The 24,302-nt window shown below is 48.1% G+C and carries 16 protein-coding genes; 9 read left to right on the plus strand and 7 right to left on the minus strand.

Translation table 11 applies throughout. From position 1 onward, the window contains the following. Positions 1-5: 5 nt before the first annotated feature. Both MHH92_RS04560 and MHH92_RS04565 read right to left on the minus strand, forming a co-directional pair. Positions 6-680, minus strand: coding sequence for a response regulator transcription factor (locus MHH92_RS04560; RefSeq protein WP_047841709.1), 675 nt, complete (start codon positions 678-680; stop codon positions 6-8). A gap of 134 nt (positions 681-814) precedes the next feature. Then, on the minus strand, positions 815-1,678 hold the full coding sequence (locus MHH92_RS04565; RefSeq protein ID WP_340902255.1) for a helix-turn-helix transcriptional regulator: 864 nt from the start codon (positions 1,676-1,678) through the stop codon (positions 815-817). Positions 1,679-1,817: 139 nt separating this feature from the next. On the opposite strand from MHH92_RS04565, the gene fabF reads away from it, so the two are divergent. Further along, positions 1,818-3,056, plus strand: coding sequence for a beta-ketoacyl-ACP synthase II (gene fabF, locus MHH92_RS04570; protein ID WP_340902257.1), 1,239 nt, complete (start codon positions 1,818-1,820; stop codon positions 3,054-3,056). Positions 3,057-3,174: 118 nt separating this feature from the next. On the opposite strand, the gene MHH92_RS04575 is transcribed toward fabF, so the two are convergent. Continuing rightward, entirely contained in the window at positions 3,175-4,404 is a 1,230-nt protein-coding gene (locus MHH92_RS04575) for a nitrate/nitrite transporter (protein ID WP_047844097.1), read from the minus strand. A 425-nt stretch (positions 4,405-4,829) separates the two neighbouring features. On the opposite strand from MHH92_RS04575, the gene nirB reads away from it, so the two are divergent. The 8 genes from nirB (at position 4,830) to MHH92_RS04615 (ending at position 21,192) form a co-directional block, all read left to right on the plus strand. After that, positions 4,830-6,944, plus strand: coding sequence for a nitrite reductase large subunit NirB (gene nirB / locus MHH92_RS04580; RefSeq protein ID WP_340902258.1), 2,115 nt, complete (start codon positions 4,830-4,832; stop codon positions 6,942-6,944). A 21-nt stretch (positions 6,945-6,965) separates the two neighbouring features. Next, positions 6,966-9,098 (plus strand): assimilatory nitrate reductase catalytic subunit NasC, encoded by a 2,133-nt coding sequence (gene nasC, locus MHH92_RS04585; protein WP_340902259.1) that lies wholly within the window; start codon positions 6,966-6,968, stop codon positions 9,096-9,098. Positions 9,099-9,429: 331 nt separating this feature from the next. After that, the gene (locus MHH92_RS04590; protein WP_340902260.1) at positions 9,430-9,849 is read left to right on the plus strand and encodes a hypothetical protein; all 420 of its coding nucleotides are present in this window, start codon (positions 9,430-9,432) and stop codon (positions 9,847-9,849) included. 24 nt (positions 9,850-9,873) lie between these two features. Continuing rightward, a complete protein-coding gene (locus tag MHH92_RS04595; protein ID WP_340902261.1) occupies positions 9,874-14,844 on the plus strand; it encodes a DUF4132 domain-containing protein in 4,971 nt (1,656 codons plus the stop codon). Between the two features lie 662 nt (positions 14,845-15,506). Next, on the plus strand, positions 15,507-18,218 hold the full coding sequence (locus tag MHH92_RS04600; RefSeq protein ID WP_340902262.1) for a glycoside hydrolase family 3 C-terminal domain-containing protein: 2,712 nt from the start codon (positions 15,507-15,509) through the stop codon (positions 18,216-18,218). A gap of 142 nt (positions 18,219-18,360) precedes the next feature. Further along, entirely contained in the window at positions 18,361-19,929 is a 1,569-nt protein-coding gene (locus tag MHH92_RS04605; protein ID WP_340902263.1) for a glycoside hydrolase family 30 protein, read from the plus strand. 154 nt (positions 19,930-20,083) lie between these two features. Then, positions 20,084-20,209 (plus strand): hypothetical protein, encoded by a 126-nt coding sequence (locus MHH92_RS04610; protein WP_340902264.1) that lies wholly within the window; start codon positions 20,084-20,086, stop codon positions 20,207-20,209. Next, positions 20,206-21,192, plus strand: a complete 987-nt coding sequence (locus tag MHH92_RS04615; protein ID WP_340902265.1) for a WXG100 family type VII secretion target — start codon at positions 20,206-20,208, stop codon at positions 21,190-21,192. The genes MHH92_RS04610 and MHH92_RS04615 overlap by 4 nt, the downstream gene beginning before the upstream one ends. A gap of 264 nt (positions 21,193-21,456) precedes the next feature. On the opposite strand, the gene MHH92_RS04620 is transcribed toward MHH92_RS04615, so the two are convergent. From MHH92_RS04620 to MHH92_RS04635, 4 genes are all read right to left on the minus strand, one after another. Next, a complete protein-coding gene (locus MHH92_RS04620; protein ID WP_017690511.1) occupies positions 21,457-22,245 on the minus strand; it encodes a formate/nitrite transporter family protein in 789 nt (262 codons plus the stop codon). A 75-nt stretch (positions 22,246-22,320) separates the two neighbouring features. Beyond that, positions 22,321-22,551, minus strand: coding sequence for a hypothetical protein (locus MHH92_RS04625; protein ID WP_340902271.1), 231 nt, complete (start codon positions 22,549-22,551; stop codon positions 22,321-22,323). Between the two features lie 27 nt (positions 22,552-22,578). Continuing rightward, a complete protein-coding gene (locus MHH92_RS04630; RefSeq protein WP_340902272.1) occupies positions 22,579-22,797 on the minus strand; it encodes a hypothetical protein in 219 nt (72 codons plus the stop codon). A 394-nt stretch (positions 22,798-23,191) separates the two neighbouring features. Beyond that, positions 23,192-24,181, minus strand: a complete 990-nt coding sequence (locus tag MHH92_RS04635; protein ID WP_340902274.1) for a quinone oxidoreductase family protein — start codon at positions 24,179-24,181, stop codon at positions 23,192-23,194. Positions 24,182-24,302: the final 121 nt, after the last annotated feature.

Consider the following 24,302-nt stretch of genomic DNA (forward strand, 5'->3'; position numbering starts at 1 on the left):
TTGTTTTAAGGTGTGAACTTATATCCGACCCCCCAAATGGTTTGAATGTATTGGGGGTTTTTTGGATTGACTTCAATTTTTTTTCGAAGTTTGGTAATGTGCACATCGATGGTGCGATCATTAATGTAGGCATCAATACCACGAATGGCTTCAATTAGGGCATACCGACTGTAGACTTTGCCAGGATTGAGAATAAACAGCTTCATGATCTCAAATTCGGAGAACGTCATCTCCACGCGCTGGTTATTTAACAGAACAGTTCTTCGGGCCAGATCGAGAGATATTCCGGATTCCTGTTCAGTGACAACAGAGCTGTTCAATATAGAGTAACGACGCAATACGGCCTCAATACGTGCCTTCAGCTCCTGCATACTGAAAGGCTTACATACATAGTCATCAGCCCCGTCTGTTAATGATCGAATCCGCTCAGAAACCTCGGTTAAGGAAGAGATGACAATGATGGGGATTGCCGTATGTTGGCGCATGAGAGAACTAGGATTCTTATTACCCGAATCAGGGAGCATCAAGTCAAGAAGCAGGATATCAGGCCGCGCTTGAAGCTGTAGAAGACCATCTCTTGCGTTATCGACACGGATAACATCATACCCTTCACCTTGCAAATACAAGGATAATGTATCGCCTAACATGTTGTCGTCCTCTATGATAAGCACTTTCGTCATGATATTCCTTTCTGAACCCCCTTCTTGTAGAAGGACTAAGATCCATGGATTACTTAATATACCTGATATTTAAAACATGCAACATGAGGATGTCAAGACGCTAACATGACTCCAAGAAGGTGAGAGACTCCGATTTAATGTTTGCCAAGATGTGAATCGGTTTCACGCTCGATCAGGCGCATCAGTTTGCGCTCGGTAGCGCTCTCTGGCGCAGGGGTGTAGACACTGCATCGCAGATCGGAACTACCCTGAACCTGCAACGAAGTCAGATCAAACAACATTTTGCCTGCTTTGGAATGCCTGAACTCGATTAATACGTCCGGGGCACTGCTGACGCTGCTTTGTTTCCAAAGGGTTAGAAAATCGGGATGTCTGTTCATCATGTCATCCAAAAATAAATTATACCATTCATCATCAACATACTGGCCATAGTAAGCACGAAAAATCGCCAGAAATCCGCTAACAAAATCCTCCCAGTTTACCGCGAGCCTGCGAAACTCCTTTCGATCAAATAACAGACTGATCATATTCCGCTGTTCGGGGGCAATCTGTTCAAAATCCATAAAAACATGCCGGGCTGCATCATTCCAGCCGACAATGTAACAACGCCGATCCGAGATCACGGTAGGGCAGTGATGAAGTTCTTGCAAAATTTTCTGCAAGGAAGGGTGAAGTTGAACCGGTTCTTCTTCCAGTGTGGGCAGCTCTGTATGATGCTCCATGGCGAGCGAAAACAGATACTTTCGTTCATCCGCAGTAAGCCTTAGTGCTGAAGCAATGTTATCCAACACGGAATGGGATACCTGAATATCCCGACCTTGTTCAAGCCAGGTATACCATGTTGTACTCACTCCTGCCAGTTGGGAAACCTCTTCTCTTCTCAGCCCAGGTGTTCTTCTCCGACTTCCAGTGGGTAAACCGACCGATTCGGGAGAAATTTTGGAACGCTGTGTTTTCAGAAAAGTGGACAATGCCTGCAACCTGACATCGTAGTTCAATCCATCACCTTCAATCCTCGTTATCATGGTAGTCATTATACTATTATAATTGACAACTTGTAATAGGATATTCAAAAGTGCACTATTAGTGGCAGAGCGTAAGAGTTAAGGTAGACAACAGCGCTGAAGGAGGATGGACATGGAACGAGTCGTGATTACAGGAATGGGAGTTATCTCTCCTTTGGGAAATGATGTAGATACATTCTGGAACGGATTGATTGAGGGTAGATCAGGGATATCGCCTATAGAGCATTTTGATACAGCTTCGTACAAAACCAGAATCGCAGGAGTGGTCCATGATTTTGATGGTGAAGAGCGTTTTGGACGCAAGGAAGCAAGGCGTATGGATCGATTCGTTCAATTTGCTGTTGCTGCTGCGGATCAGGCTGTATCGCAATCGGGTCTTGTGATGGATGAACTGGACCGTGAACGGGTAGGTGTATATATTGGTTCAGGCATAGGCGGCATCCAGACATTGATGGAACAAGGCAAGGTCCTGTCAGAACGGGGACCTGCGCGAGTCAGCCCAACACTGGTACCCATGATGATCTCCAATATGGCTGCGGCTATGGTCAGTATGAGGTTTGGTTGCTGGGGACCGACATTATCGCCAGTAACAGCTTGTTCCATTGGCAATACAGCCATTGGAGAGGCTTTCAGGTTAATTCGTCATGGAGGAGCCGATGTCATTATTGCTGGCGGGACAGAAGCGGCTGTAACGGAAGTGTCACTGGCAAGCTTCGGTAATGCGACAGCGTTGTCTACACGAAATGAAGCGTTCCAAGCAGCCAGCCGTCCATTTGATGCAGGGAGAGACGGTTTTGTCATGGCGGAGGGTGCTGGAATTCTGGTTGTGGAATCACTGTCTCATGCTCTAGCAAGAGGGGCGAATATTCTTGCCGAAGTGATTGGATATGGTGCCAGTTCAGATGCGTATCATATGGTAGCTACCCACCCGGAAGGGCGGGGTGCATATCTGGCGATGAAAGCATCACTGAAAGAAGCTCAGATTGGACCTGAGGACATTGATGTGATTAACGCTCATGCCACCAGTACGGAGGCAGGTGATCTGTCTGAGACGAGAGCCATTAAACAACTTTTCGGGACAGGTGCCTATGATATTCCGGTCACAGCGAATAAGTCCATGACGGGACATATGCTTGGTGCAGCAGGCGGTGCGGAGGCGATCTCACTTATTCAAAGTCTGCGGCATGGCATCATTCCTCCAACCATCAATCAGGAGCAGAGGGACCCCGAATGTGATCTGGATTATGTGCCAAACGAGGCAAGAAAAGCAGATTTGCGGATTGGGATGTCTAATTCCTTTGGTTTTGGCGGTCATAATGCGGTTATTATTCTTCAAAAATATTCATCTTAAGCAGAAAGAAAGCCGTAAGCAAAGAACAGCGCTGCCTGATGGGGCTACGCTGTTCTTTGCTTACTTATGGATCACTCGTAAACACTGTACCTTGGTTAACGCCGAGTGGTTGTACGCCTCAGGAAGAGAGGGATGTCGATTCCGCCATGCCTTTGTTACCTCGGCTCAACCAGCTCACACGCCAGCGGGATTGCATGAAGAGAACCAGGAACAGGGAAGCTGCTGCAATCAGGCTAAGAATGACAAAACCTGGCGTATAGGATTGATAGCTACTATACAGTTGACCGAGAATCAGCGGCAGTGCATACCCGCCCAATCCGCCAGCGGCACCTACAATACCTGTCATCAGGCCAATCTCATTGCCGAAACGTTGGGGAACCAGTTGGAACACAGAGCCATTTCCGGCTCCCAGACACATCATACCGAGGAACAGCATGACTACTACCACAGGAAGCGGTGGCATGAAGGATACTCCGATCAACATGATGCAGGCTCCAGTGTACAGGAAAGTCAGCATGCGGGTTCCGCCAATTTTGTCCGCCAGATAACCCCCTACAGGCCGGAAGAAACTGCCTGCGATCACACAGAAGGTGGTAATGTCTGCGGCACGAACAGGAGAGAGTCCATACTGGGTGTTGAAGAAGATGGTGAGATAGTTACATAATCCAACGAAACCACCAAAGGTTACACAATAGAAGGCACAGAATACCCAAGCATCTTTTTGTTTAAGCAGACTTCCGTATTGGGATAATTTCTTGGGTTCAGGCCGGTTAGGGCTATTCTTGGCAAAGATAGAAAAGAGAATGAATACAATAACGATCGGTATAATAGCAAGTCCGAACACAACTTCCCAGCTGCCAAAATGCGTAGCCAAGCGATTGGCAAACAACGTCGCAAGTACGGTTCCGCTGTTACCCGCCCCGGCAATACCCATGGCCAGACCCTGATGCTCCTTGCCATACCATTGGCCTGCCAGAGGTAGCGCAGCAGCAAAGGAGGCGCCTGCGACACCAAGCAAGAGTGCCACCACGTACAGTTGGCTTAAGGAGTCAACCCATAACCAGCCGAGTAATAAAGGAACTAAGGTGACGAGCATCCCGATCTGTGCGGTCAGTTTCGGACCAATATAATCAGACATGAAGCCAAGCACAAGGCGCAGGATGGAACCGCCGAGAATAGGCAATGCGACCAGATTTGCCTTTTCCAGCGGAGTCATCGGATAATCCAACGCTATGACAACTGCGAGTGGGCCAAGCATCCCCCATATCATAAAACTGATGTCAAAATACATAAACGCCCCGAAGAGGGTGGGCTTATGCCCGCTTTTCCAAAAACTTTTGCTCTCCATCATCCATCATCGCTCCTCATCCAATTGAGATCTTCGTGATTTGTCTATGTGCTTGTTGAGGCAGAAAAAGGCCGCAATTCGTCCAGATCTGAACGATTTGCGGCCCCGTTGCCGACAGGCGGTACACGTCATTGTGTTCCCGCATCTGAGTTGATCACAGCACTGTGATTTTGATTCAAATTATAATCAAGAGAAAATATATATGTCAACAAAAATTACATGGGAATTTAAATAATTCATTTTTTAATCTTCATTCGCATTTTTAGTGTCAATTTAGTTGACATTAGATTCAGATTCCCTTAATCTGAATCTAATATGAATCCACACAAAGGCGTGTGGATTCCGGAGGCAACGGTGCCCTTTTCCGAATCATGGAGAAGGGATTTTTCTGTTTATTTTCAGGTGAGAGAGATAGGGGGCAGCCCATGAGTAGAAGCAAACTGGTGATTATCGGGAATGGCATGGCTGGAGTGAAGTGTGTCGAAGAGATTATCGCACTGGAGCCTGATACGTATGAGATTGTAATCTACGGCAATGAACCCCGTCCCAACTACAATCGGATCATGTTATCAAAAGTATTGCAGGGTGAGCATTCGTTACAGGATATCATTATCAATGATTGGACTTGGTATGCCGAGCATCATATACGGCTATGTACAGGTGAAACGGTATACCGGATTGATACCCGTGGAAAATATATAGAGACTGAATCGGGACTAAAAGAAACCTATGATGTCCTGATTCTGGCAACAGGGTCATCACCGTTTATCCCACCGATTCCGGGAATTGATAAAGAGAGGGTCATGTCCTTCCGAACAATTGATGATTGTACGCGCATGTCTGATTATTCCAAAACCTATCGCAAGGCCGCCGTCATTGGTGGTGGATTGCTGGGACTGGAGGCTGCACGCGGGTTACTGCATCTGGGCATGGAAGCTGTGGTGGTCCATAACGCACATTACATTATGAACCGTCAGTTGGATCAGAAGGCTGCCGCGATGCTTCAGGAGGAACTTGAAGGGCAGGGTATGTCCTTTCTTTTGACCAGAAATACGCAGAAAATTACCGGGCGATCACAGGTTCAGGGCCTTCAGTTCACAGATGGTTCCAAGCTTGAAGCACAGGTTGTCATTGTCGCTGTAGGAATTCGGCCAAATGTGGACCTGGCCAGACGAAGTGGAATCGCCACCAATCGGGCAATTATGGTAGATGACTATATGCGCACCAGTGTACCGGGTATTTACGCAGTTGGGGAATGTGCTGAACATCGGGGAATTAGTTATGGTCTGGTGGCCCCCTTATACGAACAGGGGAAGGTGCTCGCACGTACACTCTGTGGACAGGAAACGCCTGAATACAAAGGATCAATTCCCTACTCACAGTTGAAGGTATCGGGGGTTGATGTTTTCTCAGCGGGTGAGATCAGTGGGGAAGGCATGCAGACTGCAATTCAACATCTGGATGGCATTCAAGGCACATATAAAAAAGTGCTGATGCAGGCTGGCAAAGTGCGTGGAGCCATTTTATTTGGAGATACAACCGAAGGAACGGCATTGCTTGGACTTGTGCAACGAGGCGCAGATGTGGCGGAATTGGCTCCGCGTGAAGGGGCTCCGGACCCGGCTGAGATGGCTGCGGCGGCATTACCGGCTCAGGAGACCGTATGTGCCTGCAACAATGTGACCAAGGCTGCCATTATGAAAGCTATTCAGGAACAGGGTCTCGAGACAGCAGATCAGGTGAAGGAGCAGACCAAGGCGTCAGGTTCATGCGGTGGCTGTCGCCCGATGGTGGCTGCTCTGTTGAAACATACGCATAATCTGAAAAATAACGGGGGTACTGGCGTGGTAGCCACACCAGACAAACCTGCTCCAATGCCTGTGTGCAGTTGTACGGCGCTTGGGCATGCAGAACTGAAGGAAATACTGGCTGACATCGATGTTCTGGCGACAGGGCTACCAGAGATATCTTTGATCTTGCAGAAGCTGGGTTGGGGTTCGGAGCTTGGTTGCACGGTATGTCGCCCCGTAATTCATTATTACTTACAGGTATCCGGTGGAACGATGGTTGTTCGAGAGCTGGAAGGTCACTCAGAGATTCAGGTACGCTGGGATGATCAGATCCCGCTTTCATCCTATGCAAGAGATGCCAGGGGGCTGGCTGCACAGCTTCGTGCGAGTTGGATCGGCGCAGCAATGCCGTCGCCCGTGAATGTAGGAGTCGCACCAGGGCCGGGATCATTGGTGAGCGCACTGGTGCAGGATATCGGCTTGTTGGCTTCACCAGCTGGGTGGGAGATCTACGCAGGCGGTCATGCAGAGCATCCGGTCAAACAAGGTGGCTTGATTGGGGTGGCTGAAACAGAGGTGCAAGCGGCCACACTTGCATCAGCCTGTCTTCAATGGTATCGCCAAACCGCTTGGTATGATGAGCCGTTATGGGCATGGACGGAACGATTGGGATTCATGTCGATTCGGGAAACGTTGCTGGATGACCAGTTGCAGAAGGAACTGGCAGCTACACTTCAAGCTGATATATAGATGAAAGGCGGGGATGGAAAGATGGGATTATCCGTGAGTTCAGAACCAACAGCCTCCAAGCTCTATGTAAAGGAAACCCAGTGTCCGTATTGCAGTGTGCAGTGCAAGATGACTGTTGAAGAACTGGCTGCACCTGTTGCAGGCCAGCGTCGTGGTGAGTATACGGTTCAGGGTGTTCCGAATGAAGCCTCTCAGGGCAGGTTGTGTGTGAAGGGTATGAATGCTCATCAACATGCACTCAGTGGTCAACGATTAATGCATCCACTCATTCGTCGCAACGGTGAGCTTGAACCCTGTTCCTGGGAGGAGGCCATTCAGACCATCGCAGAGCGGTTTCAGAACTTGAGAGATTTATACGGAGCAGATACGGTTGGAGTCTACGGAGGCGGATCTTTGACCAATGAGACAGCCTACCTGCTCGGAAAATTTGCCCGGGTTGCATTGGGGACAAAATATATCGACTATAATGGACGGTTCTGCATGTCAGCTGCGGCTTCAGCTGGAAGTAAAGTGTTCGGGATGGATCGTGGATTGACGTTCCGACTGTCCGATATTCCCAAGACAGGTTGTATAGTACTCGCAGGTACCAATATTGCAGAATGCCAACCTACCCTGTTGCCCTACTTCAATCAGGCCAAGGAGAACGGGGCCTTCATTATCGTTATTGATCCACGCAAAACGGCAACCGCTGCCATTGCGGACCTTCATTTGCAGGTGAAGCCTGGCATGGATGCTCTGCTGGCAGATAGCATGTTGAAGGTGATTATGGATGCCGGATTGGTGAACCCTCATTTTATAGACAAACGAACGCATGGTTACGAGCAATTGATACAAGGGTTGGCTGATCTGCAACTCGAACAGGCGGCACAAGCGTGCGGGGTTGATCTGGCGCTGATTCGTCAGGCGGCGATGGCATACGGTGAGGCAGAGACAGGCATGATCATGACAGCACGTGGTGTGGAGCAGCAGACGGATGGACATATGGCAGTGAGACACTTTTTGAACCTGGTGCTGGCAACTGGAAAAATTGGTAGAGAAGGCTGCGGATATGGTGCCATCACAGGTCAAGGCAATGGGCAGGGCGGACGGGAGCATGGGCAGAAGGCTGACCAGCTGCCGGGCTATCGATCCATTGAAAATGAAGCCGATCGTGCCTATGTGGCATCCGTCTGGGGTGTGGACCCTGCAAGTTTGCCAGGCAAAGGGGTATCCGCCTACGAGATGATGGAGAAGGTCCATGATCAGGAGATTCGGGCGTTGCTTGTAATGGGCTCCAACCCGGTCGTATCCAACCCCAATGTGCGTTTGGTGGAAGAAGGTCTGCGCAAGCTGGACTTTCTGATCGTGGCAGACATGTTTCTGTCCGAGACAGCGCGAATGGCTGATCTGGTTCTGCCGGTTACATCTTATATGGAGAATGAAGGTACATTGACCAATCTGGAGGGGCGTGTTCTGCTTCGTGAACAGGGGCGGCCTGCGCCGGGAGAAACGCTCGATGATTGGGATATATTATGCCGGATTGCCGCGCAATTGGGTAAAGCTTCTTATTTTGAATATGACACTGCTGAGGATATCTTTAATGAGCTTCGGGTGGCGAGTCGTGGCGGAGTGGCTGATTACTATGGCATTACCTATGAGCGTTTGCGTAACGAGAAAGGGGTATACTGGCCGTGTTCTGCCCTCGAAGATCAGGGAGAAGGACTGCTGTTCGGTGAACGATTCGCTCACCCGGACGGCAAAGCGGCATTTACATTTGAATCCAGCCCGGGCTGGAATGATATATCTTCGGAGTTCCCCTTAATTCTCACCAATGGGCGTGTGCTGCCTCATTATCTTACAGGGGTGCAGACACATCGCAGTCCGGCACTGGCAGCTCGTGAATTGGAGAACTTTGTTGAACTTCACCCGGCTACCGCTGCCCGTTATCGCATTCACGATGGAGAGTGGGTAGAGATTCAATCGACGTACGGAAGCTTCACGGTTCGTTCGCGTATCAAAGATTCGATTCGGGAGGATACCTTGTTCGTGCCGATGCATTGGGGCGGCATTCAGAATGTGAATCGGGCCACCAGACCTGAGCTAGATCCGTTCTGCCGGATGCCTGGGTTCAAGACAGCAGCTGTAACCATTCGACCTTTGCGCTTGGTAAGATGATTCATAAAATTACAGGTTACCGGCGTCATAAACTGTTCTAATGGTAGCTTAGCGGCTGCGCAGTCCATATTTATATGAGACTGTGCGGCTTTTTTTGCGTATATGTACGCAAGTAGGCCATAGTTCCGTGGTTCCACGTAAACATGAGGATTGGCTCATGAATATGGATTGAATTTTAGTTATGATGTTCATTAGGGGTACATATGTACGTATTTTATATTTTATTTAGAGACAGATAGTCATTTCGAGTTTAGGTTATTCTGCATCGTGGTATAGATATCGGGGCTTATGGAAGCTTCTTCAAATAGAGCAGGACAAGGGAGGGAATGCGGTGAACGTATGGATAACGGTAAAAAGTCTGGGCAAGCGCAAGCCGGTACTTGCCAAGCAAGCTGCCGAACTTCCGGAAACAACTCATACGTTAAGGCAGCTCATTGAGAACATGGTGGCTGTACAAGTAAAAGCGCTTCAGGACAAGAAACAACAGGCAGAATTGTTCGCCTACCTGATGCCGGATGATATTGACGCGCAAGGAGCGGTGGGGAAAGTCGGGTTTGGCGCAGTATACAATGAGGATGTTCCTGATCTGGAAGTTGCGATGGAGACAGCTATAACCGCATATGAGGATGGGTTGTACAAAGTGTTTCTCAACGATGAAGAATTGCAGGAACTGGATGAGTCACTTGTTGTAAAAGACGGAGATAACGTGGTGTTTATTCGTTTTACAATGCTAGCCGGACGTCTGTGGTAGAGAACGATGAAGGAGGAGAACAGGATGAATCAGGAAGAGCAAGTACAGGTGTATATGGATGGATTGCAGGAAAGAGCCAAGTCGTTAACAGGGGTACAGCTTGAGCTGGCAGGCTATGTTGTGGAGATCGCCGGGTCTACGTATTTACGTGGAGACGAAAAGATGTTTTTGAATACTGATAAGTTGCTTGGAAGGTTGGCTGCAGAAACGCAGAAACCATTATTCGAGCCACTACTGGATGTGCTCCAGCATCTGGCGAGCGAGTCATTGGTTGCACGATTCCGTTATATCGCAGAGCGTGCGACTCGTTTCCCATACAGTAACAACTATGAACGCCGCCCTTTCCGCACATCCGATCCGGAGCAGCATGTAGAACAAGTCATCCGTAAACTGATGGGATTGTTCCGTATGGAAATGAAAAATTTCTCGCTGGAAGAATATGTGTCACTTCGTGAGTACAAGCTGGATTATTTGCATGAGATCCGTTGGGTCCTGGCGGATTGTATCGCTTATGAACTGGATCATCAGGGCGGAGATATGAAGCAGGCGCTGCATGATATTATCTATGGTGACAATCAGACGGCGCTGTTAACCCATGAAATGATCAAAGGTATATTCATGAGCGATCAGGCGGATGCCTATCAGATGGTGGGTGAGCTGCTCGTTGCAGCAAGGTTGCAGGAAGGGCTGCGCCAAAGCATTGTGGAGCGGATGGATGAAGGGACACTGGAAGCCTATATTTACATATTAAAAATTATTATCGACAACAACCTGATTCGTTTCAGTTCCGTGGTAAGAGCGCTTGCCGTATGGACGGGAATCGGCATAGAAGCAGCCAACCAGCGTGTTGCCGCACAGTTGATTGAACAGGCCTATCAGGCGCTTGTGCAACCAGAAGTACGCGAGGCCTGGCAGCAGGAAGCTAACGCCAACAAACTCTTTATCAGTCTGTGGGCGACAGCGGTCATTGAAGAGAATGAATTGAAGAGCAAGATAATCGAGATTATGGATCAAGGTCAGTTATATCAGAAGATTGTTGCTCAATATGTACTGGCTAACAGCCAGAACAGGGAGCTTCGTTTGGACATTGCACGTCGTTATCTGGAGGCGCAGGATACCGAGTTGATGCACTGGATTGTGACCAACTATGATGCGATGTATATGTACAACTGGAGTTTCGAGAATGGAGAGAATCAGCGTAGCGTCTACGTGTGGCCATTGCCTGCTCTTGGAGATAAGGCCTTGCGGCGTCAGGACTTTGATCGGTTCAAACAGATGCTGGCTGCCATTCCAAAAGGCGGGTCAGGTGGACCATCGGGTGTACTTGAGTATGTTCACTACCGGATTGATACGGATGATGTAGTCAAGAAAATGTTATATTTGGCCGCTTATGATATGGACCCGGAATGGATCGGGGAGGTCATCGCAATCAAGGACCGATTAAGCCCGGAACTGCGCGGAGAACTGTTGTCCCAGTTTGTTCAGCATCCCGATAATGAGGTGCAAAGACAGTTTGTGTTTGAGAGTTTGTCTGATAAAAGCATTAGTAATCGGGAGAGTGCACTCGCCAAAGCGAAGCTGCTCACGTTGACGGTTGATGAGATGAAACAGATGGAGTCGTTGATGAAGCTCAAAACAGGCTCACTTCGTCAGAAGGTCATTCATGTATTGTTACTGCAACCCGTGGACCAATTGGAGGTCTCGCTGAAGCGACTTTTGCAGGCCAAGAGTGAACTGCAGCGCTTGGGTGCGCTAGAATTATTGACCGAGATTGCGGCAGATCCAGAGCGGATAGATCAGCAGGAGCAATTGCAGCCATTGGCGCAGCTGATTGAGACACCCACTGCCAAGGAACAGAAACTGTTAGATAAGCTGACCGATCAGGGCAGTCGTTACACAGCCTCTAATGGATTTGGTTTATTTGATCCGAAGCGACGTGAGCCATTGCTGGATGAGAAGCGTGATCTCAAGGGCCATAATCCGAAGGATATCTTTACACTCTCTCTGGATAAGACCAGACCATTTCTGGAGGGACTTAGTGAATTAGTGCATGAACACAGGGATTATGAGTATCAAGTGGAATACTACGCTGGCTATAAAGACACATTGTTAGTCGGAGCGAGTCTTCGCTCCAAGGTTCCATATGGAGAGCGGAATGAAATGAAGCAGATGGAACAGTTCCCACTTCATGACGTATGGGAGAACTATATTCAACATGCCGGGTTCAGCAGTGTGGAATTGATGCAGCTATACATGGCTATACAGCTCGGGGAGTTCAATGGCAATTTGAGCGACCATTACAGTTATTTCCGTGAGCAGTATGACTATGACGAATTGCAGAAGATTCCGTTATTGGAAGGCTGGCGCAAGTCGTTTGCCGAACGGATCTATCCTCTGGATGACACCGAAAAGCTGCAGCAGATGCTGGATTCGTTAACGTATAAGGATCAGGTAGTGGCACTGATATCGGCGGCATTTCAAGATAGCGATCCGATCGACACGTTTGAAATAGCTGAGAAAACCTGGGCCTCCATCATCGCAAGTATGCCTGCTGATCGACTCGAAAAAGAGTCAGGCATGCTTCATATTCTGACTGGACCTTGGAATTATGTAGTTCGTGGCAAAATCCATGACGATAACAGCTTCAAACGTTTCTTCCAGACAGCTTACCAGTTCACCAGTCTTGTAGAGAGTAGTCAACCGCTGTCTTTACTGTCACTTGAAGATTTCCTGCGTGCGTACCAGTTGAACCTGATTAATGATCAAGAGATATATCGACAGGTGCTGGTCGGTGGGAATCGTCTGTTGTTTATTCGGGACTTAACATCCACTCGTACAGAAATGATTGCGAGTGATCCGAAGCTTGTTCAATTGCGAGATGCGGTGGTCGATCGCATTCTGGAGATTGAGCTGACCCGGGGAGAACTCTCTACAGAAGTAAGCACACTTGCCATGAAACTGGATCGAATTGAAGGCATGGAACACTGGGTACATCTGGTCTCTGCGATGGATCAGGATACATTTGTCCGTGGATATATCTATAGTTATGGAGACAACACAACACGTAAAGAGACGTTTAGCTATCTAATTCAGAATTGTCATCCACGGGATGGAGAAGATGAGAAGCGTCTTGGGGAATTGCTCCAGAAGTATCCGGTGAATGAGAAAAAATTGCTGGAAGCAGCCATGTACGCCCCGCAGTGGATGGAGATTGTAGCGAAACATCTGGGATGGGAAGGTCTACGCAGTGCAGCTTGGTACTTCCATGCTCATATTAATGAACGCTTTACTGCGGAGAAAGAAACCATCGTGGCCCACTATTCTCCAATCTCACCACAGGACTTTAATGAAGGTGCGTTTGATATCGCTTGGTTTGAAGAAGCCTATGCTGCTGTCGGGGAGGAACGGTTCAATCTGTTATACGATTGTGCCAAGTACATTTCCGGGGGATCTAACCACCGCAGATCCCAATTGTTCGCAGATGCTGCACTAGGCAAGCTTCGACTTGACGATATGCGTGAGTCCGTGTCAGACAAGCGAAACAAGGATCATTTGTTAACCTACAGTTTGATTCCATTCGCTGTAAATCGCGAACAGGATCTGCGTGAGCGATACGACTTCATTCAGAAGTTCCTGATGCAGAGCAAACAATTCGGTGCGCAACGCCGTGCCAGTGAAGGTGTGGCATCACAGATTGCACTGGGCAATCTTGCTCGTAATGCAGGTTATGCCGATGTTACGCGGCTGATGTGGGACATGGAAGCACGTAAGTTGGATGAGATGAAATCCTTCTTTGAACCTCATGCATTGGATGCTGACACGACAGCACAATTGGTCATTGATGAGGAAGGCCAACCCGAGATGGTTATCGTTAGCAAAGGGAAGACACTCAAATCTGTACCTGCCCGGTTCAAAAAAGATGGATATATCGCTGAACTGAAAGAGCTGAAATCGGATCTGGTGGATCAGTATCGCCGGGCACGGCAGGAGCTGGAACGTTCGATGACTGCTGGAACGTCATTTACAGGTGAGGAAATTGCCAGTCTGATGCAAAATCCGGTTATACAACCGCTGGTAAGAACACTTGTCTTCCAGTCAGGTGACAAGACTGGGAGATTCGATGTATCGTCCAGTGGTTTGGTTGCTCCAGGACCGGAGGGTACGATCCAGGCACTATCGGAACAGGATCAACTGTTGATTGCTCATCCGCTTCATCTGTATCAGAGCGGAAGCTGGAGTGAATTCCAGCGGGATCTGTTCACCCGTCAGGAGCGTCAGCCGTTCAAGCAGGTATTCCGTGAGCTGTATCTTCCTAACGAGGACGAATTGGCTAATGGTACGGTGTCTCGCCGATATGCCGGGTATCAGATTCAACCGAAAAAAGCAGTAGCTCTGCTTAAAGGACGCCAATGGACTGTCAGTTATGAAGAAGGTCTGCAGAAGGTAAGTTATGAGCATAATCTGATTGCGAATCTCTATGCTATGGCAGATTGGTTCTCACCAGCAGATACCGAGGCACCTACCTTGGAGACGGTGCAGTTCTACGATCGTAAGAGCTACAAACCTGTAGCGCTGCAAGATGTGCCGCTGACGTTCTTCTCCGAAGTTATGCGTGATATCGATCTGGTGGTCAGCGTTGCACATGTGGGAGGCGTAGATCCGGAAGCTAGCCTGACAACAATCGAGATGCGCCACGTCATTGTGAACGAGTCGTTGCGTCTGCTGAAGATCGACAATGTACGTCTGGACGGGAATTACGCACGAATTGATGGTGAATTAGGTGAGTATGCTGTTCATCTGGGGAGTGGTAATGTGTTCAAACAAGCCACAGGTGCACTTCATATCGTACCGGTGCACAGTCAGCATCGGGGTCGAATCTTCCTGCCATTCCTCGATGAAGATCCGAGAACAGCTGAGATTCTGTCCAAGGTGATGTTGCTCGCCGAAGATAAAAAGATCAAGGACCCGCAGATTCTTGCACAGTTACAGAACTAGAAGTGATTGAACAGAAGTGAGCCGTCCCTCTTGGGGCGGTTTTTTATTTGCTACTCCGATTTCAATGTAACTTCGAATCTCAATATAACGAGTGTAGAACAAGAATCATGGATGGAAAGTGAACAATATGGAGCAATTCCAACATAAAGGCAGCTGAAGAACCTGTTAAAAGGGACTTCAGCTGCTTTTATATTTTTGGATATTTCAATGGACCGGATTGGTTCCGTTTACAAATAGACTTAGGACCCAGAGTGTGTCGATATATTCCTTAATCTGATAATTAATTGCATTAATTGGTTGATCGGGAGTGGGTCGAACCGACTGTTTTTAAAAGTAAAGAATTTGTTCGAAAGTAGTTACGGAAATGTAAATAATTCGTTTTCTTGTTTTGTTATCTGAATTGTTAACATGGTGATTCCAAAGAACTAGGCTTGTTCTAATCGGTCATTTACCAAATTTAAGGGGATGTAATTCATGATCATGTCGGCTATCGTTAGGAAGCGAAATCTGCTGACTTGCTTGCAGGCTGCAGTTTCAGAAGCCATGTGCAGGACGACCTGAATGCTTGAAAGACTGGGATCAAGCCAGTTCGCATTCCCTTGTATACATGTATTCAATATGTGCACAAGAAAAATGATCAAGAGAGAAGGAGAACTTACAACATGAACAGAAGACTCAATCTGATTTTCCTCAAACGATGGTTTATGTTATTAATCATCGTGGCGGTTGCGGCTATGCCGCTGCACGCCTTCGCCGCGGAGGCGGAATCTGGGGCCAATCGGCCTTGGATGAACAAATCCTTGTCTGCGGAGGAACGTACCGAGCTGCTGCTCAAGGAGATGACGCTGGAGGAGAAAGTTGGATTCGTAACCGGTAAAGTAAATAACTATTATGGTTTCTATAATGATGGATTGGAGCGCCTCGGCATTCCGGCATTACAGATGGCAGATGGACCCGCAGGAGTACGTGTGGCTAACCCGGATGTGCAGGACAAAAAGTCCACGGCATTGCCTGCACCCATCGCGCTTGCCGCTTCCTGGGATACCAATCTGGCCAAGAAATATGGCGATCTGATCGGTCAGGAAGCACATGATACAACACATAATGTAGTGCTCGGCCCTGGGCTGGATATTGCACGTACACCATGGGGTTCCCGGAACTTCGAATCTCTCGGGGAAGATCCGCTACTGGCTTCCGGCATGGGTGCAGCGTATGTGAACGGGATTCAAAGTAATCCAGTTATCGCTACAGCGAAACACTATATCCTGAACAACCAGGAGACGGAACGTTTCACGACCAATGCAACAGCCAGCGAACGTGCCATTCAGGAAGTCTATGCACGTCCGTTCCAGGCGATGGTCGAAAAAGCGGATCTTGGTTCAGCAATGTGTTCATTTAACCAGGTGAACGGTACATATGCTTGTGAGAACAAGGAGATGCTGACCAATGTCCTTCGGGATCAGTATGGCTTCGAAGGGTTTGTCATGAGTGACTACGGTGCAAACTTCAGCACAGCCAAATCCGCCAATGCGGGTCTGGATCTGGAGACACCGGGAGAGCCTTACGGCAAATGGGGAGACAAATTGCTGGAAGCCGTGAACAATGGCGAAGTCAGCGAGCAAACCATTGATGAGAAGGTTAGACGCATTTTGCTTCAAATGTTCGATAAAGGGCTGTTCGATAACCCTGTAACGAATACACAAATCAATGCCAAGAAAGACGGCAAACAGGCACGTGAAATTGCAGAAGAGAGCATGGTTCTTTTGCAAAACAACGATAATGTGCTGCCGCTGTCCAAGAAAAACGTGAAATCCATCGCTGTCATCGGTCCGGATGCAGATAACGCATCTGCTGCTGGTGGAGGTAGCAGTCTGGTTAATCCGACGTATACTGTAAGTCCACTTCAAGGCATTCGTAACCGTGCCGGTAACGGTGTGGATGTAAAATATGCTGCCGGAACCGATCCTATCTCCGCAGGAGATGCATTTAATGGACCATCCGCCGTACCTTCTACTCTTTTATCACCAGCGGATGCTCAGGAAAGTGAAAGAGACTATGGTACAGATCGTGCGGAATACGGTCTGCGTGCTGAATACTGGACGAATAAAGATATGGAGGGTAATCCTTCTTTGGTCCGTACAGATCATCAGGTCAACATGAATCTTGGATTCTACAACTATGAAGGTTTTAACGCACAGTCTTCCAAGCTTCCAGTGACACCTACGAAATTCAATGCCAAAATGTCTGCTCGTTGGACAGGGGCGATCACAGCACCTCAAACGGGTGAATATAAACTGTCCCTGACCAGTCTAGGTTCTGCGAAACTATATGTGGATGATAAGTTACTCGTAGACAATCAAGGTGAAACATTGAGTACAACGAAGAAAGAAATCACATTCAAAGAAGGTGAGTCCCACAATATTCGAATTGAGTATCGTACGGATTTCCCGGTACAGACTAATCATGATATGGGTGCACAGGTTCGTTTTGGCTGGGAAGCTCCAGACGACGCTGTGGATATTAAAATGCAAAAAGCAGTTGAGGTGGCGAAAAAATCCGATGTTGCCGTCGTGGTAACTCGTACGTATGACAGTGAAGGTTACGTCGACCGTTCCGACCTGGAGCTGCCGAATAACCAGGAGCAGCTGATCCGCAAGGTAGCAGCAGCCAATCCCAAAACGATCGTGGTGCAAATGAGTGGTCGCGCTGTTGAAATGGATTCCTGGCAAAAAGAAGTGCCATCCATCGTTCAGGCTTGGTATGCAGGTCAGGAACAAGGTAATGCAGTGGCACGTGTGCTGTTTGGTGATGTGAATCCATCCGGTAAGTTGCCGGTGACGTTCCCATCAGATGATTCCCAGACCCCGGTATCCACTGCGGAACAATTCCCGGGTGTGAACGGGGTGGGCAACTATTCCGAGGGTATTTTTGTAGGGTACAAAGGATATGACAAAGAAGGCATGACACCGGCGTTTGCTTTTGGACACGGACTGTCGTATACCGATTTTAATTATCGTAATCTACATGTGAAGAACACTAGTAAAGGCGATAAGGAAACCGTAGAAGTATCCCTCAACCTGCGTAATACCGGTAAAGTTGACGGTGCAGAAGTTGTACAGGTCTATGTTGGCAATCTGCCAACCAAAGTCGAGACCCCGGAGAAACAACTTGCTGGCTGGGCGAAGGTAGATCTGAAAGCAGGCAAGCAACAACGGGTCAACATTCAACTGGATCGCAGCGCATTGTCCTACTGGGATGAAACATCCCATGAATGGGTAATGCCTAAGGGTAAAGTCCAAGTGTATGTTGGCAGTGCATCTGATGATATCCGTCTGACAGGCAGTGTGAATATCGGAAGCAAGTCCGGTAAATAAAAGTTCAATCAGGGAGATTGGAAGGTTGTTCTCCCAGTGAAGTTATTTCGTTAAATGCAGTTTGTTCTACTTCATATAGATTAGGAAAATGAGTCGTGGCCTAGTGGCCGCGGCTTTTTCCACAATGGAAGGAGAGTGAAGCATGATGAACATAGGTTGGCGAGAATATCCCAAACGATGGATGATCCTGTTAATCGCCGTTTGTTGTGTCGGTATAGGAATCTGGCTTATCTTCAACCGAAGTGAACAATCCGCTCCGCCACCGGTTGTGGACAAACAGAGAACGGCCGAAGTCTGGCTAAGCACGGGAGATCAGCAAAATCTGCTTACACCACAGAAGCCCATTCCAATTACAGATCACCATGATGCAGACACAAGCTCTTCAGATTCTACAAGGCAGGAATCAGATATTTCTTCGTCGGAGTTTGCCATACAGATTGACACGGACAAGACGTATCAGACCATGGATGGATTTGGCGCAGCGATGACGGGTTCGTCGGCACATCTGATTAATCAGCTTCCAGAGGAACAACAAGAGCAACTGCTGAAGGAACTGTTTACAACAGAAGGGCTGAACATGGATATGGTGCGTCATACGATTGGTGCCTCCGATTATTCGGTAGATGGATCAGGTGTAGCTTCCAGTTATACCTATGATGATATCGAGTCTGGCAAGGACTATGACATGGAATCCTTTTCGATCGATAAGGACCAAGAAGTTGTGAATATGCTGGAGCGTGTAGCTGGTTTGAAACCAGATCTTAACGTACTGGGCACACCGTGGACGGCCCCGGCCTGGATGAAATACGGGGAGAAGACCACGAACGGTTGGTATCTGGATTACAACGATCCCCAGGTGTATGAAGCGTACGCGAGATATTTTGTGAGTTATATCAAAGCGTATCAGGCAAAGGGCATTCCCATCTACGGGATCACGTTGCAAAATGAACCGGAGTTCACCTCGGACAAATATCCGAGTATGAGTATGGGAGCTGAAGAACAAGCGATGTTCATTCAGGATTATCTCGGCCCGGCTCTACAGGATGCGGGACTGGACACGCGAATCATCGCGTATGATCATAACTGGGATCAGGCGGTTGAATATACCGCTACGGTGCTTGGTGATGAGCAGGCTGCTGCTTATATCGATGGATCTGCTTTCCACTGTTATGCAGGTGATCCATCTGCCATGTCGGAAGTGCATGAGCGCTTCCCGGACAAGAATATTTATTTTACCGAATGTAGTGGTGGGGAGTGGAGTCCTGATTTTGGCGAGAATCTGAGCTGGCAGATGTCCAATCTCATTATTGGTGCACCTCGCAACTGGGCAAAAAATGTACTGCTCTGGAACATCGCACTCGATCCGCAAGGTGGACCCACGAACGGTGGCTGTGAGAACTGTCGTGGGGTTGTGACGATTGACCCCGACAGTGATGAAATCACTAGAAATGTCGAGTATTATGCGTTAGGCCACATCAGCCGTTATGTACGTCCGGGAGCCGTAAGAGTTGCTTCTACGCAAGAACAGGGCAAGATCGAGAACGTAACCTTCCGCAATCCGGATGGAACGATGGTGCTGGTTGCAGCTAACACGGGTGAGGCGGAAATTTCCTTTGATGTAGTCATAGATGGAGATTCGTTTCGATATATACTGCCTTTCCAATCGGCAGCAACCTTCCGTTGGAAGCCAAAAACGGAGGTAGAACGTTGACTCAAGCTTGGAAATTATGGGTACAGATTGAATGATGAACATGATAAAATAAACGTAGAGTTATTTCAAATTTGATGTATTAAACAAGTCCGATCCCAGGATCGGGCTTTTACATAACCTTTTACTTTTAATAGAGAAGGAGCATACGTCGGACATGTTAGTCGTTGAATATCGGGAACAGAATCATGACAAGTTGGTCGAGATCTGGGAGAGTGCTGTTCGGGCAACACATTGGTTAACCACGGGATATAATGACCACGAAGAGGAGTGTGCAGGATGACACAGATCAAGGTGACACCGGAACAACTGGAGACGGTCAGTGGGCAGTTCGCTCAGGCACATCAGCAATTATCGGGCTTCATGTCCACATTGGACGGCAAGATGAGTGTCATGCGGAGCAACTGGGATGGGATGGAACGGGAACGCTTCTATAGCGATTATTCAACCGCTCAAGGCACGATGAAATCTGTTCTGGAGCTGGTTCTGTCCATTCAGTCGGAGCTTAAGAAGATTGCCGAGCGTTTCCGCACGACAGATGAAGAGGCGGTGAGCCAGACAATCATGACGGCGCTGACCGCAGCGCGGGCGCTATCAACCATGGGCAAAAATAAAGGTGATGATCTGGACAAAACGCCAGGTCCACCAAAGAACATGGATGAATGGGATGAGAAGGATGCCGAGAAATACCAAAACTATGAGGAAATGCTGAAGAAAGCCGAAGAGATGGGTGACAAAGAACTGGCGCAGCAGATTCAGGCCAGCATGAACATCATTCGGCTTCAGTATGAAGATGTAATCTATCAGACTGACCCCAATACGGGCAAGACGGTGAAAATTACCGAGGATTCAATCGTAGGTACGTATCAGGTGAAAAGCGACAAGGGCGAAACGACCACCATCAGTCTGGATAAACAGGGCAATGTGGTGGACTATAGCAAGGATACGGAAAAGTATAGGTATTCGGAGCAAACGCACACGACCAGTCAAGGCGAGCATCTCTTTGGCAAAGCAGCACAAACGGCTACAGCCTACGGGATTGGTCTGCTGCTCACAAGCAAGACGGGCTCTGCCTTTACAGAACATGCCACTGGACTTGGTTCTTCCTTCGTTGCGGACAAATTCCTGTTCTCTGTGCCGGAAGAAGGCGAGACACGTACGATGATCTACCGTACCAATAAGGACACGGGCAAAATCGAGAATATGATCGTGGTCACGCGTGGCGACAACGATATTGAATATACTCCGTGGCGGGAGTACTTCTAAGCCACGGATGGGGTTGGCAAGCGGGCAACACAGGGCTACCTGATTGCGGCCTGCTTGCCGACCCACCGCATGGAGCCATGTGGTTGTGTAGCACATGGCTATGCGTGTGGAGGGCAGGCGGCTTATCCGTGAGCCTGCCCATAGAGAAACACCCCGGCAACCTTTTCCCTGAGATGGGAAGGTTGCCGGGGTGTTTTGGATTCTTCTTACCGATTAGCCACGGTCGAAGGACCGGGCCGGAAGGAAGGCTTTTTTTGCCAGAGATTAATGCGTCTCTTCATCCAGAAACGGTTTGTTCACCGCATAATACATAAAGCCCATCAGCAGCACACCACCCACCAGATTACCCAAGGTCACGGGAACCAGGTTGTGAAGCACACCTTCAAATGAGATCGTCCCCGGGTGATTCAGCACAAGTGCAATCGCGAACGTACACATATTGGCGATACTGTGCTCGTATCCCGAGATGAAGAAGCAGAACACAAAGAGCATCATGGCAAACATTTTGGCTCCATTCTCCTTCATGAACATCGGGACAAAGAACGCCATACATACAAGCCAGTTACACAGAATTCCGCGGAAAAAGAGCTGCATGGTTGGAACTTCCATCTTATGCTCCACCACGCTTAACAGAAAACCATTCACCTGAGACGAATCGAACAATCCGGTCAGGTAGATTAACAAGGCAAACACGGCTGCGCCCATCAGGTTACCGCTATAACTCGCAATCCACAGCTTAATCACTTCGAACCAGCGCAGTTTCTTGCGCAGCGCCGCATACGTGTAATAGAACGTATTGCCCGTGAACAGGTCACCCCCGCCATAGGCGATCAGAATGATGGCCGCTCCAAACGTAATTGCCGCCATCGGATAGGTAAATGGGGACTGCTCCATATAAAAGAAGTTACCTGTCTTAAACGCCACGATGACGCCGAATCCGATAAACATACTGGCCAGCATGGAGCGTGCAAGGTACCTGATTAAACTTTGTTTGTAAATCTTGTGTTTCTTCAGAGCTAGTTGTTCCACGTTGCGTAAAGCTTCCGTTTCCATAATACTCCTCCAATTGCATGGTGTCTTGCTTACCATTATAACGAAATTATGGAAATTGGGGAGGGTAAACTTGGTTTATTGATTATTACTTCCTTGTTTCGAATGCAGTACCTGCATTGCAGAAGAGCCAAAATCAGGATCGGATTGAAGTGATTCTAGCGCCGATGCTGCACCATTAACTTGTTGATGTGCAACAAGAATAGCAAAGGCCGCTCCTCTGACTAATATGTTTTCTTCACCACTGATTTCGTTGAAATCAGGGTGTACATTGTTGTTATTATGATTTAAATCAGACATGTCAGACATATCCTACCGTTCACCTCCTGAAGAATATTATGGCTTGGGCGGGAGAATGATTGGACGGGAAGCCAAGGCTTCTTCCACAATCTGTTCAGGTGTCAGGTCTCGATCATCCCAGAAAATCAGATTGCTGATCTCCGCATGTGGAACCTGCTGCTGTAGCTCCGTTAACATGTCATCCAACTCGGCTTCCGATCCTTCAGAGTCCATCAGTTTGCGAACCAATTCTACCAAATGTAATCTATTGTCCATATCGATACCTCCTGAATGATTCATAGTGTGAACAAACTAGTCATTTCATGGGTTGATTCAATGGATCATACGTAATGAGCGCCGGAAAAAAATTGGGCTCAAGCATCAGACTAATGCGTTGTTCGTCTTGATCAGTATAAGAAATGATATAGTTTCCGAAATGAGACTCGTAGATGAAGTCTTGGAATTGAAAGGAATGTTCGGGATACTTTATCTTCACATATAACGTAGTAACTCCTCGGGCTAAGGTTTCTTTTAACATAGGAATTTGGGCCACAATGATAATAGCAATAAGAACAATTAGTATACGTTTAGCGAGACGGGTCAGATGGATTCACCCCATTATCGTAAATCAATTTTCAACAATTCATGAAGGCCCATCTCAAAATAGATATCACTCCATAAGGATAGCCAGATTACCAAACTGCTCGCCTTTTTCCATGCGTTCGAATGCTTTTGCTACGTCTTGCAATGGATATACGCCATCAATTACAGGATGTATGTCATGTTGCTCCACCCATTGCAGCATCTGGATAAACTCCTCACGGCTGCCCATAGAGGTGCCGATCAGACTGATCTGCGGGAAAAAGATAGAGCGAATCGGTAGGGTCAGATCATCCCCCGAGCTTGCACCATACATCACGATACGTCCACCTGGTCTGATTATATCAAAATATTTGGGGAACATGGCTTGTCCGATGCTATCCAAGATGATGTCCACAGGTTCCAGATCGTTCTGCGTACTCCAATCGGCATGACTATCCAATGCATGGGTAGCACCCAAGCGAAGTGCCTCATTTCTTTTGGCTTCAATTCTGGATGTGACGGTCACCTTGGCACCAGCCGCAACCGCCATGAGCAGAGCATAGGTTGCAACACCACCGCCAATACCGGGAATGAGCACATGTTCACCTTTCTTCAATACACCGCGAGTAAATAAGGCGCGATAGGCCGTCAGCGCTGAAAGGGGCAGCACACCTGCTTCCTCCCAGGATAGGTGGGCTGGCTTAGGCAGGGCATTTTCAGCAGGCAACGTTATATATTGAGCCAGTGTTCCATCCGTAGGGCCACCAACAATATCGGGTACGGTCGGCACTTCAGATGCATGTTCCCAACCGAGTGTAGGATGGATAATGACTTCATCTCCTATCGCGAACCCTCTTACGCTTTCGCCAATCGCTACGACAATACCTGCTCCATCGGAACCGGGAACGAGTGGGATGTCCTGAGGGCCGCGTCCTGCCATGATGAATAGATCCCGATGGTTGATACCAGCGGATTTTAATTGAATCTGCACTTCCCCGGCTTCTGGTGCCCGAGACATTGACTCTGTATATTGAAGACCTGCAAGGCCGCTCTGGGCCGAATGGACAATAGCTTTCATGTTCAATATTCCTCCTGTCAGTGTAGCCAGATTTCACTACTGAGCTTCATTGTACAGACGGAGCAGATTCACGTAAAATGAACAAAAATGATTGTCAGTATCATTAAAAATAATAGATAAG

The organism is Paenibacillus sp. FSL M7-1414, from assembly GCF_038003195.1.
Taxonomy (GTDB): domain Bacteria; phylum Bacillota; class Bacilli; order Paenibacillales; family Paenibacillaceae; genus Paenibacillus; species Paenibacillus amylolyticus.

What these genes read in the sequence shown, in the direction of transcription:
- MHH92_RS04560 (WP_047841709.1), bottom strand. Translation starts at nt 680, where the DNA reads ATGACGAAAGTGCTTATCATAGAGGACGACAACATGTTAGGCGATACA.
- fabF (WP_340902257.1), top strand. Translation starts at nt 1,818, where the DNA reads ATGGAACGAGTCGTGATTACAGGAATGGGAGTTATCTCTCCTTTGGGA.
- MHH92_RS04575 (WP_047844097.1), bottom strand. Translation starts at nt 4,404, where the DNA reads ATGGAGAGCAAAAGTTTTTGGAAAAGCGGGCATAAGCCCACCCTCTTC.
- nirB (WP_340902258.1), top strand. Translation starts at nt 4,830, where the DNA reads ATGAGTAGAAGCAAACTGGTGATTATCGGGAATGGCATGGCTGGAGTG.
- nasC (WP_340902259.1), top strand. Translation starts at nt 6,966, where the DNA reads ATGGGATTATCCGTGAGTTCAGAACCAACAGCCTCCAAGCTCTATGTA.
- MHH92_RS04595 (WP_340902261.1), top strand. Translation starts at nt 9,874, where the DNA reads ATGAATCAGGAAGAGCAAGTACAGGTGTATATGGATGGATTGCAGGAA.
- MHH92_RS04600 (WP_340902262.1), top strand. Translation starts at nt 15,507, where the DNA reads ATGAACAGAAGACTCAATCTGATTTTCCTCAAACGATGGTTTATGTTA.
- MHH92_RS04605 (WP_340902263.1), top strand. Translation starts at nt 18,361, where the DNA reads ATGATGAACATAGGTTGGCGAGAATATCCCAAACGATGGATGATCCTG.
- MHH92_RS04610 (WP_340902264.1), top strand. Translation starts at nt 20,084, where the DNA reads ATGTTAGTCGTTGAATATCGGGAACAGAATCATGACAAGTTGGTCGAG.
- MHH92_RS04615 (WP_340902265.1), top strand. Translation starts at nt 20,206, where the DNA reads ATGACACAGATCAAGGTGACACCGGAACAACTGGAGACGGTCAGTGGG.
- MHH92_RS04620 (WP_017690511.1), bottom strand. Translation starts at nt 22,245, where the DNA reads ATGGAAACGGAAGCTTTACGCAACGTGGAACAACTAGCTCTGAAGAAA.
- MHH92_RS04625 (WP_340902271.1), bottom strand. Translation starts at nt 22,551, where the DNA reads ATGTCTGACATGTCTGATTTAAATCATAATAACAACAATGTACACCCT.
- MHH92_RS04630 (WP_340902272.1), bottom strand. Translation starts at nt 22,797, where the DNA reads ATGGACAATAGATTACATTTGGTAGAATTGGTTCGCAAACTGATGGAC.
- MHH92_RS04635 (WP_340902274.1), bottom strand. Translation starts at nt 24,181, where the DNA reads ATGAAAGCTATTGTCCATTCGGCCCAGAGCGGCCTTGCAGGTCTTCAA.